The 14579-nt window shown below is 50.3% G+C and carries 12 protein-coding genes; 7 read left to right on the top strand and 5 right to left on the bottom strand.

Annotation, left to right across the window (positions count from 1 at the left end):
* Positions 1-3 precede the first annotated feature (3 nt).
* From mnmE to rpmH, 5 genes are all read right to left on the bottom strand, one after another.
* The gene (gene mnmE, locus N685_RS0105140; protein WP_031406410.1) at positions 4-1392 is read right to left on the bottom strand and encodes a tRNA uridine-5-carboxymethylaminomethyl(34) synthesis GTPase MnmE; all 1389 of its coding nucleotides are present in this window, start codon (positions 1390-1392) and stop codon (positions 4-6) included.
* Positions 1393-1733: 341 nt separating this feature from the next.
* Positions 1734-2390, bottom strand: coding sequence for an RNA-binding cell elongation regulator Jag/EloR (jag, locus tag N685_RS0105130; RefSeq protein ID WP_031406408.1), 657 nt, complete (start codon positions 2388-2390; stop codon positions 1734-1736).
* Positions 2387-3151, bottom strand: coding sequence for a YidC family membrane integrase SpoIIIJ (gene spoIIIJ / locus N685_RS0105125; RefSeq protein ID WP_031406406.1), 765 nt, complete (start codon positions 3149-3151; stop codon positions 2387-2389). The genes jag and spoIIIJ overlap by 4 nt, the downstream gene beginning before the upstream one ends.
* 73 nt (positions 3152-3224) lie before the next feature.
* Positions 3225-3590 (bottom strand): ribonuclease P protein component, encoded by a 366-nt coding sequence (gene rnpA, locus N685_RS0105120; protein WP_031406404.1) that lies wholly within the window; start codon positions 3588-3590, stop codon positions 3225-3227.
* Between the two features lie 79 nt (positions 3591-3669).
* Positions 3670-3804, bottom strand: coding sequence for a 50S ribosomal protein L34 (gene rpmH, locus N685_RS0105115; protein ID WP_003253900.1), 135 nt, complete (start codon positions 3802-3804; stop codon positions 3670-3672).
* Positions 3805-4292: 488 nt separating this feature from the next.
* Here rpmH and dnaA point away from each other — a divergent pair, with 488 nt between their 5' ends.
* The 7 genes from dnaA to N685_RS0105080 all read left to right on the top strand — a co-directional run bounded on the left by dnaA (position 4293) and on the right by N685_RS0105080 (position 14292).
* Positions 4293-5645, top strand: coding sequence for a chromosomal replication initiator protein DnaA (gene dnaA / locus N685_RS0105110; protein ID WP_031406401.1), 1353 nt, complete (start codon positions 4293-4295; stop codon positions 5643-5645).
* A gap of 173 nt (positions 5646-5818) precedes the next feature.
* Positions 5819-6955 (top strand): DNA polymerase III subunit beta, encoded by a 1137-nt coding sequence (gene dnaN / locus N685_RS0105105; protein WP_031406399.1) that lies wholly within the window; start codon positions 5819-5821, stop codon positions 6953-6955.
* Between the two features lie 187 nt (positions 6956-7142).
* Positions 7143-7373, top strand: coding sequence for a S4 domain-containing protein YaaA (gene yaaA / locus N685_RS0105100; RefSeq protein WP_084177466.1), 231 nt, complete (start codon positions 7143-7145; stop codon positions 7371-7373).
* 11 nt (positions 7374-7384) lie between these two features.
* Positions 7385-8503, top strand: coding sequence for a DNA replication/repair protein RecF (gene recF / locus N685_RS0105095; RefSeq protein ID WP_031406394.1), 1119 nt, complete (start codon positions 7385-7387; stop codon positions 8501-8503).
* 45 nt (positions 8504-8548) lie between these two features.
* Positions 8549-10471: a DNA topoisomerase (ATP-hydrolyzing) subunit B gene (gene gyrB / locus N685_RS0105090; protein ID WP_031406393.1), complete on the top strand. Its 1923-nt coding sequence runs from the start codon at positions 8549-8551 to the stop codon at positions 10469-10471.
* A gap of 150 nt (positions 10472-10621) precedes the next feature.
* Entirely contained in the window at positions 10622-13099 is a 2478-nt protein-coding gene (gene gyrA, locus N685_RS0105085) for a DNA gyrase subunit A (RefSeq protein WP_031406391.1), read from the top strand.
* A 125-nt stretch (positions 13100-13224) separates the two neighbouring features.
* Positions 13225-14292: an HD-GYP domain-containing protein gene (locus tag N685_RS0105080; RefSeq protein ID WP_031406389.1), complete on the top strand. Its 1068-nt coding sequence runs from the start codon at positions 13225-13227 to the stop codon at positions 14290-14292.
* Positions 14293-14579: the final 287 nt, after the last annotated feature.

The following is a 14579-nucleotide window of genomic DNA, read 5'->3' as shown; positions in this document are numbered from 1 at the left end:
CGTTTACTTTCCTAGGCAAAATTGAGCAAACAGCTGATCGATTAGGCTCTCATGGACAGTATCGCCAATGATTTCACCAAGCAGCTCCCATGCCCGGCGCAAATCGATTTGGACAAGATCGACCGGCATGCCGGCGTCAATGCCGGCCAAGGCGTCTTCGATCGCTGTCTTCGCCTGCTCGAGCAAAGCGATATGGCGAGAGTTGGAAACGTACGTCAAATCGCCCGCTTCCAGCTCACCCCCAAAAAACAGGTCAGCAATCGCTTTTTCCAGTTCATCAATTCCTTGTTCATGCAACAGGGACGTCGTCACGACCGGCCGGCCGGCTGCCAGCTCCTTGACCCGTTCCATATCGATCCGCCGGGGCAAATCGGTTTTATTCACAATGACGATGGCATCCATTCCCTCGATCATGGCAAACAGCCGCTCATCCTCTTCGGTGATCGGCTCATGATAGTTCAAGACAAGCAAAATTAAATCAGCCCGCTTCAGCATCTGCCGCGAGCGCTCGACACCGATCCGTTCGACGACATCTTCCGTTTCGCGGATGCCAGCCGTATCAATCAAGCGAAGCGGTACGCCGCGGACGTTGACATATTCCTCGATAACGTCGCGCGTCGTTCCCGGAATATCAGTGACGATCGCCCGATTTTCATGGGCGAGCGCATTCAAAAGCGACGACTTGCCGACGTTCGGCCGCCCGATGATAACCGTTGCCAGCCCTTCGCGCAATATTTTTCCTTGCGCGGCGGTCGACAGCAGCTTTTCAATTTGCCCGCGCACATATTCTGCCTTCTCCCGCAAGAGACGCGGCGTCATTTCTTCGACATCATCGTATTCCGGATAATCGATATTGACTTCAACATGTGCCAGCGTCTCCAAAATCGTCTGCCGCAACTCGCGAATCAATTTTGACAGGCGCCCCTCCATTTGCTGTAAGGCAACGTTCATCGCTCGGTCGGTTTTGGCGCGGATCAGGTCGATGACTGCCTCCGCTTGAGATAAATCAATGCGCCCATTTAAAAACGCCCGCTTCGTAAACTCCCCCGGCTCGGCAAGCCGCGCCCCGTTTGCCAGCACGAGCTGCAGCACGCGATTGACAGAAACAAATCCACCGTGACAGTTGATCTCGACCACGTCCTCGCGCGTGAATGTCTTTGGAGCGCGCATAACAGACACCATTGCTTCTTCAACGACCCGCCCGCTTTTCGGATCAATGATATGTCCATAGTGGATCGTATGCGATGGAACGTCTTTGAGCCGCTTCCCGCTCGGGCTGCGGAAAAGCCGGTCAGCAATCTCCACCGCCTGATCTCCGCTCAACCGAACGATAGCAATCGCCCCCTCGCCCATCGGCGTCGAAATGGCAGCAATCGTATCAAACTCCGTCAAAGCTGTTCACCTCTCTTTACCCCGCTTTCTCTATATCCACAGCCCGTTTTGGCCGCTTTTTCCCTTGTGTATATTCACTTAGTTCAATTTTAGCTTATCCACATGTGAATAACAATACGGCGCGCTCAACGCGGTTGTTGAAAAATCGAAGCGGCGGCCGTCAAAAAAGTTGGTGGAAACTAGCGATTGCTTCACAATTATCTGAACGGATAGGCAAAAAAGACCGTTGCACGCTGTTTCCCTATTTGAAGCAGCTCTTGCTGGAGCGTTTTCCCCATTTCCATCGTCAATTTTCCATGCGGCGCCAACACCGTAAAAAAAGAGGCCGCCTCTCTACCAGTTTAGCGAGGCGACTCTTTTTTCGACGACATTTTGCCTATTTTCGGAGCGACGACAATCGAACGGTGCGGATCAACGCCAACAGAATAGGTCAAGACGTGCTTGTTGTCAGCCAGCGTTGCATGGATAATCTTCCGTTCATGCGCCGGCAGCGGCTCCAACCTGACTTCTTTTCCCGTCTTCACCGCCCGGGCAGCCAGTTTGTGCGCCAGCTCGACCAGCGCCTTTTCCCTTCGTTCGCGGTAATTTTCGACATCGACGGCAATCGACACGTATTCGTCAGCATGGCGGTTGGCGACGAGCTGCGCCAAAAACTGAAGAGCGTTTAACGTTTGCCCGTGCTTGCCGATCAATAGACCGACCGGCCCCCCGTGCACCTGAAGCGTCACCTGCTTGCCGCGGCGGACGGCTTCGATGCTTGTCCCTTCCGCCCCCATTTGCGCGATGACTTGCTGCAAAAAGCGAACCGTCTCCTCAACCGGGTCAATTTTCAGCACGGCTTTCACAACCGCCGGCCGACCGCCAAACAAGCCAAACCAACCCCTTTTCCCTTCATCAAGCACAACAATAACTGCACGCTCTCGAGGCACGCCAAGCTGCACGAGCGCCAACTGCACCGCCTCTTCGACTGTTCGGGCAGTCGCAGTCACTTCTTTCACTTTTTCGCTCCTCCTGAATGGGCGGCAATCTCCGGCCCTTTAATGAGATACGTTTGCACAATGGAGAAAATATTTCCGACGACCCAGTAAAGCGACAAAGCAGCTGGGAAGTTGATCGCAAAAATGACGATCATAATCGGCATCATCCAAAGCATCATCGCCATTTGTGGATTTTGCTGAGCGGAGCCGGCCATCATGATTTTCTGCTGGATGAACGTCGTCACGCCGGCAATGACCGGCAAAATGTAGTACGGGTCTTTTTCGCCAAGGTCAAACCATAAAAAATTATGTTGGGCAATTTCTCGCGTCCGCATGATGGCATGGTAAAATCCAATTAAAATCGGCATCTGGATCAAAATAGGGAAACAGCCGGCCATTGGATTGACGCCGTGCTTTTGGAACAAGAGCATCATCTCTTGCTGGAGCTTTTGTTGAGTTTGCGCGTCTTTTGAGCTGTATTTTTTGCGGAGCGCTTCGATTTCCGGCTGAAGCGCTTGCATCGCCTTCGCGTTGCGCGTCTGTTGGATCATCAGCGGCAAAATCAACAGGCGGATCAAAATGGTGACGACAATGATCGACAACCCAAAGCTTCCGCCGAGCAGCCCCGCGACATATTTGATCAGCCAAGAAAGCGGATAAACGATATACTCGTTCCAAAACCCCTTGCTTTCCGGGGTGATCGGTTTGTGAATTTCCGTGCATCCGGCCAGCACAACCGCTAACACACCGAACAAAATGATTAGTCTGATTCGCCTTTTCACCTTCTTTTTCCTCCCATATATACAAGTTCACGTATGTATTTTACCACCTTTTTTTGCCGCGTGGAGCATTTTTTCAAGCCGGATGCAGCGGCCGGCCTCCTTTTTTCAGCCCCCCGGATTTCCGGAGCACATGGATTAAACTTCTTTTTACTTCCGCATAATTCATCTCCGCCACCGGTTGCCTAGCGATCACGACATAGTCTTTGCCAGGGATAATCTCCTCTTTCAATTCGAGGAAGCATTGGCGGATGTATCGCTTGATTCGATTTCGGACGACAGCCTTGCCGAGTTTTTTGCTGACAGACAACCCAAGGCGAAAATAAGGCTGCTCCGGGCGGTCAAGCGTGTAGATGACAAACTGACGGTTGGCCGTTGAAACGCCCTTCTGAAACACTTCCTGGAACTCCTCGTTTCTCTTGATCCGATACTTTTTTTTCATTCTCCCAAAACACTCCATTTGCCTCATTTCCCGGCGGCAAAATATTGAGAAAAAAGACCACTGAAACTTCAGTGGCCTATTATGCAGACAAAACTTTTCTTCCTTTGCGGCGGCGGCGCGCCAACACTTTTCTACCGTTTCTCGTGCTCATGCGCGCGCGGAATCCATGCACTTTGCTGCGTTTCCGTCTATTCGGTTGATACGTCCGTTTCATCTATGACACCTCCCTAGGGAATAACAGTTACGGGCAGTCTTTCTCATTATATTGAACAATCTTAGCAAATGTCAACCGCCTCTTCGTTTTTCCAACTTTGATCAACGTTGTGGATAAATTTTTTCTCCCTTATCAACAATCCACAACATTTATCGACATTTTTTTCACATGTTCAACGGTGTGGATAACGATTTTTTCACTTCCTGTCCGTTTTGTGGATAATCAAAAAAATTCCGTTGCAACAAGCCGCTTTATTTGCTATTATTATTGTGTTTTCACTATGGATAATCATGTGGATAAGATAAATCTATCCACAAAATGTGGATAGATTGTGGATAGCTTTTTTCACAAATTGTCAATAACATTACCCACAGACGGTGGATTTTGTCGAAAAGCTGCTTTTTTCCTTGATATGCTTTTTCTGCTTTTTCCACAAACCTATTTTTTAAACAAATGATCATCCTCTGATTTTAAGGGAGGGGCAACGGGTGGAAAATATCCATGACTTATGGAATCGCGTGCTCGCGGAGATCGAACGAAAAATCAGCAAGCCGAGCTTTGAGACTTGGCTCAAATCAACAAAAGCCCACTCTTTACGAGGTGACACGCTCGTCATCGTAGCCCCGAACGAGTTTGCTAGAGATTGGCTTGATTCTCGCTACTCTCATTTAATTGCGGAAACGATCTACGCCATCACAGGCGAAGAATTGGCCGTCAAGTTTATCATTCCGCCAAATCAGGATGATGAAGAACTAGAATTCCAGTCATCTAAGAAGAAGCAACGGAAACCGTATGAAGAGACAAACGATTTCCCACAAAGCATGTTAAATCCGAAATACACGTTCGATACGTTTGTCATCGGCTCCGGCAATCGGTTCGCCCATGCCGCTTCATTGGCGGTCGCTGAGGCCCCGGCCAAAGCATACAACCCCTTGTTTATCTATGGCGGCGTCGGACTTGGAAAAACACACTTAATGCACGCAATCGGCCATTACGTAATTGAACATAACCCATCAGCGAAAGTAGTCTATTTATCTTCAGAGAAATTTACGAATGAGTTTATTAACGCCATCCGAGACAACCGCCCTGACGACTTTCGCAACAAGTACCGGAACGTTGACGTTCTACTGATCGATGATATTCAGTTTTTGGCCGGAAAAGAACAAACACAAGAAGAATTTTTCCATACATTCAATACGCTGCATGAGGAAAGCAAGCAAATCGTCATCTCCAGCGACCGACCGCCGAAAGAAATCCCAACGCTCGAAGACCGCTTGCGTTCGCGCTTTGAGTGGGGGCTCATCACTGACATTACGCCGCCTGATTTGGAGACGCGGATCGCCATCCTCCGCAAAAAGGCGAAGGCGGAGGGGTTCGACATTCCAAACGAGGTGATGCTTTATATCGCCAATCAAATTGACTCGAACATCCGCGAGCTTGAGGGCGCTCTCATTCGCGTCGTCGCTTATTCGTCGCTCATCAACAAAGAGATCACCGCTGACTTGGCAGCAGAAGCATTGAAGGACATCATCCCAAGCGCAAAGCCAAAAGTCATCACGATTCAAGATATTCAGCGCGTTGTTGGACAACATTTCAACATCAAGATGGAAGATTTTAAAGCGAAAAAGCGAACAAAATCAGTCGCGTTCCCTCGGCAAATTGCCATGTACCTCTCCCGTGAACTGACCGACTGTTCGTTGCCGAAAATCGGCGATGAATTTGGGGGACGTGATCATACAACCGTCATCCACGCTCATGAAAAAATATCAAAGCTTTTGCAAACCGACACGCAGCTGCAAAGGCACATACAAGAGATTCAAGAAAAGCTGAAGCAACTGTGAACAACTGCCGCGGTTTTATGCACAGCTTATCCACATGTGGACAGGCTGTGCTTGCTTCGCTTTTTTTGTTTATCCACATACCAACAAGCCATACGACTAGTACTACGGTTTTTTATTTTTATACTTTCATAATTTATTTCCGACGACCTAAAGAAATGGGGAGGAACAGCAACATGAACATTTCCATTGACCGCGAAGCATTGGCCAAAAGCGTCCAAGACGTGATGAAAGCCGTATCGACAAGAACGACGATTCCGATTTTGACCGGAATTAAACTAACAGCAACTGCTTTGGGAGTAACGCTGACCGGAAGCGATTCCGACATTTCCATTGAATCGTTTATTCCGCTTGAAAAAGAAGGCAAGTTGCTCGTCGATGTAAAGAGACCGGGAAGCATCGTGTTGCAGGCGCGCTTTTTCTCTGAAATCGTGAAAAAACTGCCGCAACAAACGGTGGAAATCGAAACGGAAGACAACTTTTTGACGATCATCCGCTCCGGGCACTCAGAATTCCGACTCAATGGGTTGAACGCCGATGAATATCCGCGCCTGCCGCAAATCGAAGAAGAAAACGTGTTTCAAATCCCGGCTGATTTATTGAAAACCGTGATTCGGCAAACGGTGTTCGCCGTTTCTACATCAGAAACGCGTCCAATCTTGACAGGTGTCAACTGGAAAGTCGAACATGGCGAGCTTGTCTGCACAGCGACCGACAGTCATCGTTTAGCCATGCGCAAAGTGAAAATTGAGTCGGAAAATGAAGTATCATACAACGTCGTCATCCCTGGAAAAAGTCTTAATGAGCTCAGCAAAATTTTGGATGACGGCAACCACCCAGTGGACATCGTCATGACAGCCAATCAAGTGCTGTTTAAGGCCGAGCATCTTCTCTTCTTTTCCCGGCTGCTTGACGGCAACTATCCGGAGACGGCCCGCTTGATTCCAACAGAAAGCAAAACGACCATGATCGTCAATGCCAAAGAGTTTTTGCAGGCAATCGACCGAGCGTCCTTGCTTGCCCGAGAAGGAAGAAACAACGTTGTGAAACTGACGACGCTTCCTGGAGGAATGCTCGAAATTTCTTCGATTTCTCCAGAGATCGGGAAAGTGACGGAGCAGCTGAAAACGGAGTCCCTTGAAGGGGAAGAGTTAAACATTTCGTTCAGTGCGAAATATATGATGGACGCGTTGCGGGCGCTTGATGGAACAGACATTCAAATCAGCTTCACTGGAGCCATGCGGCCGTTCCTGCTGCGTCCGCTTCACACCGACTCGATGCTTCAGCTCATTTTGCCGGTGAGAACATATTGACCCACCGCCCTCCTATTGGCGAAAAACATTCAGCTCAAGGGCAAAAGCCCCCCGGCAACGCTGCTTTTTCTCAAGTCCGATGAGAAGGCGGGCAATATCTACGCCCATCCTTCTCATCGGCTTTCTTTGCGAGTGGGCGGATTTTCCGGTAAAATAAAAAAATAGGCAGTTTCAAGGAAAGCGAGCGATGACAAGGATGGAACAACGAGTGACGATTACAACAGAAACAATTACGCTGGGGCAGCTCTTAAAACTTGTGCGATTGATCGATACTGGCGGTGCAGCCAAATGGTTTTTGCAGGAACATCACGTGCTTGTCAATGGAGAACGGGAAAACCGGCGTGGGCGAAAGCTGAGAGACGGCGACCGGGTCGACATTGAACCGTTTGGCACGTTCGTCGTCGTAAAAGCAGAGTAGGTGAAGGTTCGGTGTTTTTGACCAACTTAACGTTGACAAATTACCGGAATTATGAGTATGAAACGCTGAATTTCAGCGAGGGCGTAAACGTCATCTTAGGAGAAAATGCCCAAGGAAAGACGAACATGATGGAGGCCATTTATGTTTTGGCCATGGCGAAATCGCACCGCACATCTAACGATAAAGACCTTATCCGTTGGAATGAAGAGTATGCTAAAATAGAAGGAAGAGCGGAAAAACGAAGCGGGTCGTTGGCGCTTGAGTTGTTGATTTCAAAAAAAGGAAAAAAAGCGAGATGCAACCATATTGAACAGCAACGGCTCAGCCAATACGTCGGCCATTTGAATGTCGTCATGTTCGCTCCCGAAGACTTGAATTTAGTCAAGGGCAGTCCACAAATGCGGCGCCGATTTGTTGATATGGAAATTGGGCAAGTGTCGCCTGTGTATATACATGATTTGAGCCAGTACCAAAAGCTGCTGCAGCAGCGCAATCATTACTTAAAAATGATGCAGGCGCGTGAGCGGAGCGATGAAGCGGTGCTTGATGTGTTAACTGAGCAGCTTGTATTGCTGGCGGCCAAAATTACGTTGCGGCGCCGCCAGTTTTTGTCGCTGCTTGAGCAATGGGCGACGCCGATCCACTATGAAATCAGCCGCGGTGCTGAACAGCTCTGTATCCGATACGAACCGTCGGTCGACGTATCAGAAAAGGCGGAATTGTCGAGAATAGTAGAAGCATACAGTGAAACGTTCGCCGCCATGAGGGAACGGGAAGTTCAGCGGGGAACGACGCTGGTCGGCCCGCATCGCGATGACATCACGTTTTTCGTGAATGGAAAAAACGTGCAAACTTTCGGTTCCCAGGGGCAACAACGTACAACCGCGCTAGCAGTCAAGCTGGCAGAACTTGAGCTCATCTTTTCCGAGTTAGGCGATTACCCCATTTTATTGCTTGATGATGTGTTGTCAGAACTTGATGACTTTCGGCAAACCCACCTCCTTGATGCCATCCGGAAAAAAGTGCAAACTTTTGTCACAACAACAAGCATCGACGGCATTAAGCACGATATCATTCAAGAAGCGGCCATTTATCGAGTCCGTTCTGGTTCGGTAACCGCTCCTTTTTGACCGCGAGACGTTGAACGTTTGCAAAGAAAGCGTAGGTGATCAGGCATGACAATGGAACAACGGGTTAAGCAGACGTACGATGCAAGCCAAATCCAAGTGCTTGAAGGCCTTGAAGCGGTCCGCAAACGTCCGGGGATGTACATCGGCTCGACGGGGCCGAAAGGACTGCACCATCTCGTTTGGGAAATCGTCGACAACAGCATCGACGAGGCGTTGGCGGGCTATTGCACAAACATCGATGTGACGATCGGCAAAGACAACAGCATCACCGTCGCCGACAACGGACGCGGCATTCCGGTTGATATTCACGAAGCGACCGGGCGTCCTGCCGTCGAAGTCATTATGACCGTCCTTCATGCCGGTGGAAAATTTGGCGGAGGGGGCTACAAAGTGTCCGGCGGCTTGCACGGCGTTGGCGCTTCGGTTGTCAACGCCTTATCGGAATGGCTCGAAGTGTACGTCTATCGGGATGGAAAAATCCATTACCAGCGGTACGAGCGCGGAGAACCGTGCACCGACTTGCAAATCATCGGCGAGACAGACCGGACGGGAACGACGACCCGTTTTAAGCCGGATCCAGAAATTTTCACTGAGACGACGGAATTTGACTATGAAACGCTGGCCGCTCGGTTGCGTGAGCTTGCCTTTTTAAATCGCGGCTTAAAAATTACGCTGACGGACGAACGGGTTGACAACCGAAAAAACGAATATGTTTACGAAGGCGGCATTCGTTCATACGTCCGTCATTTGAACCGCACGCGAGAAGTGCTGCATGAGGAGCCAATTTATATCGCGGGCGAACGTGACGGCATTGCTTTAGAAATCGCCTTGCAGTACAACGATGGCTATACAAGCAATATTTATTCGTTTGTCAACAACATTCATACGCATGAAGGCGGCACACATGAATCCGGTTTTAAAATGGCGCTGACGCGCATTATCAATGATTACGCCCGCAAGCAGCAAATTTTTAAAGAAAATGACGCGAACTTGACTGGCGAAGATGTACGCGAGGGGCTGACGGCCATCGTGTCGATCAAGCATCCATCGCCGCAGTTTGAAGGACAAACGAAAACAAAGCTCGGCAACAGCGATGCGCGCACGGTGACCGATGCTGTCTTTTCCGAACAATTTGAAACATTCTTGCTTGAAAATCCCACGATTGCCCGAAAAATCGTCGAAAAAGGCATGATGGCAGCGCGGGCGCGGCTGGCGGCGAAAAAAGCACGTGAACTGACGCGGCGCAAAAGTGCGCTTGAAATTTCCAATTTGCCGGGCAAACTGGCTGACTGCTCGTCAAGAGACCCGTCGATCAGCGAGCTGTACGTCGTCGAGGGCGATTCGGCCGGCGGCTCGGCGAAACAAGGGCGCGACCGTCATTTCCAAGCCATTTTGCCGCTGCGCGGGAAAATCCTTAACGTGGAAAAAGCGCGCTTAGACAAAATTTTGTCGAACAATGAGGTGCGGGCGATTATTACCGCTCTTGGCACGGGCATTGGCGAAGAGTTTGACATCTCAAAGGCACGTTATCATAAGGTCATCATCATGACTGACGCCGATGTTGACGGGGCCCACATTCGCACGCTTCTTTTAACATTTTTTTACCGCTATATGCGGGAATTGATCGAACGCGGCTACATTTATATCGCTCAGCCGCCGCTGTATAAAATCGAGCAAGGAAAACAGGTGCGTTATGCTTACAACGACCGCCAGCTTGAGAAAATCCTTGCCGAACTGCCGGAACAGCCAAAACCGACGATTCAACGCTATAAAGGATTGGGCGAAATGAATCCGGAGCAACTTTGGGAAACGACGATGAATCCGGAAACGAGAACGCTGTTGCAAGTGAGCTTGCAAGACGCCATTGACGCAGATGAAACGTTTGAAATTTTAATGGGCGATAAGGTCGAGCCGCGCCGCCAGTTCATCGAAGAAAATGCCCGTTATGTGAAAAACTTGGACATTTAGGCTAAAAAGAGAGGGAAGCAGCCGTCCTCCTCGCTTCACCTTGCCGACGGGGACACCCGGCGCGCGAGCGAAGCGGCGCCCGCCGTCCGTCCGCGTCTGCCTGGCCGGGCGGGCCGGACTGGAGGAGGTTTTAAAGGGAGGTTTGAATGAATGGCAGAACACGAACAACCGCGCATCCGCGAAGTGAACATCAGCCAGGAAATGCGTTCTTCGTTTCTTGACTATGCGATGAGCGTCATCGTTTCGCGCGCCCTGCCGGACGTGCGCGACGGGCTGAAGCCGGTGCATCGCCGCATTTTATATGCCATGCACGACCTCGGCATGACTGCCGATAAACCGTATAAAAAGTCGGCTCGCATCGTCGGCGAAGTGATCGGGAAATACCATCCGCATGGGGATGCCGCCGTGTATGACACGATGGTGCGCATGGCGCAAGATTTCAACTACCGCTACATGCTTGTTGACGGCCATGGGAACTTCGGATCGATCGATGGCGACGCGGCAGCAGCGATGCGCTACACGGAAGCGCGCATGTCAAAAATTGCCACGGAGCTTTTGCGCGATATCAACAAAGACACGATCGATTATCAAGACAACTATGACGGTTCGGAGAAAGAACCGGTCGTGTTGCCGTCCCGGTTTCCCAATTTGCTTGTCAACGGTTCATCCGGCATCGCTGTCGGAATGGCGACGAACATTCCGCCGCACCAGCTTGGCGAAGTGATCGACGCCTTGTTGGCATTAAGCCAAAATCCGGAGATGACGGTTGCCGATTTGATGGAATACATCCCAGGACCTGACTTTCCAACCGCTGGGCAAATCATCGGCCGCAGCGGCATCCGCAAGGCGTATGAAACGGGGCGCGGCTCGATTACATTGCGCGCCAAGGCTGAAATTGAGCAACAGCCAAACGGCAAGGAAACGATCATTGTGAGCGAGCTCCCTTACCAAGTAAACAAGGCGAAACTGATCGAGCGGATCGCCGAACTTGTGCGCGAGAAAAAAATTGACGGCATCACCGACTTGCGCGACGAGTCGGATCGGAGCGGCATGCGCATCGTTATCGAAGTGCGGCGCGATGCCAATGCGAAAGTTGTGTTGAACAATTTGTACAAACATACGGCATTGCAAACGAGCTTTGGCATCAACATGCTCGCTTTGGTAAACGGCGAGCCGAAAGTGCTGAACTTAAAAGAGTGTTTGGAGCATTATTTAAACCATCAAAAAACCGTCATCCGCCGGCGGACGGCGTTTGAACTGAAAAAAGCCGAGGCGCGTGCTCACATTCTGGAAGGATTGCGCATCGCCCTTGACCATTTGGATGAAGTGATCGACCTCATCCGCCGCTCACAGACAACGGAGGCGGCACGCGAAGGGCTGATGGCGCGATTCTCGCTCAGTGAACGGCAAGCGCAGGCGATTTTGGATATGCGCCTGCAACGGTTAACGGGTCTCGAGCGGGAAAAAATCGAACAAGAATACCAAGACCTTGTCCGTCTGATCGCCGAACTGAGAGGTGTATTGGCCGACGAAGAGAAAGTACTGCAAATCATTCGCGATGAACTGAGCGAAATTAAGGAGCGGTTCAACGATGAGCGGCGCACGGAAATCGTTTCAGGAGCCGTTGAGCAGTTCGATGACGAGGATTTAATTCCACAAGAGCATGTCGTCATCACGCTTACTCATAAAGGCTACATCAAGCGCTTGCCTTTATCGACGTACCGGAGCCAAAAACGCGGCGGACGGGGCGTGCAAGGCATGCATACAGCGGAAGACGATTTCGTCGAACATTTGCTCATTACGTCGACTCATGACACCGTGCTGTTTTTCACGAATAAAGGGAAAGTGTATCAGGCAAAAGGCTACGAGATCCCAGAATTCGGCCGCACAGCCAAAGGGCTGCCGATCATCAACTTGCTTGAGCTCGATAAAGATGAGTGGATCAACGCCATGATTCCGATTGAAAGCGAGTTTAGCGATGAACGCTACCTCGTGTTTGCGACAAAGCAAGGAATTGCTAAACGTTCCCCGCTTTCAGCGTTCGCCCATATTCGCAACAACGGGCTTATCGCCATCCATTTGCGCGAAGGGGATGAACTGATTTCTGTCCGGCTGACGGATGGCAAAAAGCATTTGATCATCGGTACGAAAAACGGCATGCTCATCCGTTTTCCGGAAACCGACGTGCGGGCGATGGGCCGCAGCGCGACTGGAGTCAAAGCGATCACGCTTGATGTCGGGGATGAAGTCGTCGGCATGGAAATTTTAGAAGACCATCATGATGTGCTTGTCGTCACGAAAAAAGGGTTCGGCAAGCGCACCCCGGCCTCGGAATACCGCGTGCAAAGCCGCGGGGGCAAAGGATTGAAAACGTGCAACGTCACAGATAGAAACGGTCCTGTTGTTGCGGTGACAACGGTCGTCGGCAATGAAGACGTCATGGTGATCACGACCGGCGGTGTGCTCATTCGCATCGCCGTCAGTGATATTTCTCGGACAGGAAGAATCGCCCAAGGCGTTAAACTCATTCGCCTATCTGGCGAAGATGGGCATGAGTGCGTCTCTACGGTGGCGAAAGTGCCTGAGGAAGAAAGGGACGAGGAAAAAGAAGAAGATCATTCAGCCTAACGGAAACGGCGCTTCGCCTATAGGCGCGGGGCGTCGTTTTTTCTGCTTCAAAAGCCTGTCATCGCAGCCAAAATCATGTTAAGATAGAAATATACAGAGAAAAAAGGCAAAGGGGGCACTAATCGATGGTCCGTGTGAAACGCTCCCAGCTCCGAGAAGGATGCGTAATCGCTGAAGATGTGCTCGGCAAGACGAAACGTCCAATTATACCGAAAAACACCGTGATCACGAAACCGTTGCTACTCATACTTGAAAAATTCCTCGTTGAAGAAGTGGATGTTGAACCATTGCTTGCCAACGGCGAGCCATTTCCCAACGCCGATTCCGCATCAGTGGCGGCTGCCAAACAGCCGATGGCCTTCTACTTAGAGGCGGTCCAACGATACAAAACATGGTTTCAATCGTGGCAAGCTGGTTTGCCGGTTGATATCGGTGAAATCAGAGGAGTCATCATTCCGCTTTTTGAACGAATGGCGGGCCAAAAACGAGAGTTGCTTATGTTACATCATTACGCAACAAAGGACGAATATTTGCACCATCATGCCGTCAGCGTCGGGTTGCTTGCGGGTTTTTTGGCCATGCAGCTTGGATACAGCGAAGGGGAATGCCACCAAATCGCCCTTGCCGGTGTGCTAGCAGACTGTGGCATGGCGAAAGTAAGCAAGAGAATTTTGACAAATCCGTCAGCACTCACTGAAGCCGAGTTCAATGAAGTAAAGCAGCACCCTGTCTTCAGCTACCGCATGGTGCAAAAAATCCCTGCGCTAAATCATGGGGCAAAACTTGCCGTGCTGCAGCACCATGAACGAAACGACGGCAGCGGCTACCCGCTCGGCGTAAAAGCAGAAAGAATTCACCCTTACAGCCAGATCGTCGCCGTCGCTGATGTCTACCACGCTATGACTTCAGAACGGTTATACCGTCGCAAACAGTCGCCGTTTCGGGCCATTGAAACGATGCAAAGGGAGCAGTTCGGCAAACTGAGTACAGAAGCTGTCGCCGCACTGGTGAACGATCTCATCGGCCTACAAACAGGAGCCGTCGTTAAACTCTCCAACGGCGAAATGGCTGAAGTGATGTTTATCCCTCCGGACGAGCCAGTCCGGCCGATCGTCAAGATCATCGAAACCGGACAGTTGCGTTCACTAAGCGTTCAGCGGGATATCTATATCGAGGAAATGGTGCAAGGTTGACCAGTGTTAGTTCCAAAAAATACTATTGCCTAAACAACATCCACATGATACAATCAGCATTGCTTGTAACAATAAAAAAACAAAAAAAGTTGTTGACTTTTCGTTGCCCATGCGTTATTATCTAATAGCTGTCATCATTAAGGGACAGCGAAAAAGCTCCTTGAAAACTAAACAAAACGCAAGCGTCATAAGAAAAGCTGAGGCGAGCGTTTTGCCGCGACGGGCAAATGTTCTTCACCCACAGGGGTGCTGCATCCCGAGAGGAAAAGTGATTTGACCCTGAGCGG

The sequence above is a fragment of the Geobacillus vulcani PSS1 genome, assembly GCF_000733845.1.
Taxonomy (GTDB): Bacteria; Bacillota; Bacilli; order Bacillales; family Anoxybacillaceae; genus Geobacillus; species Geobacillus vulcani.
The sequence above is the reverse complement of the archived record's forward strand: the minus strand, read 5'-3'. Positions and strand labels throughout refer to the sequence as shown.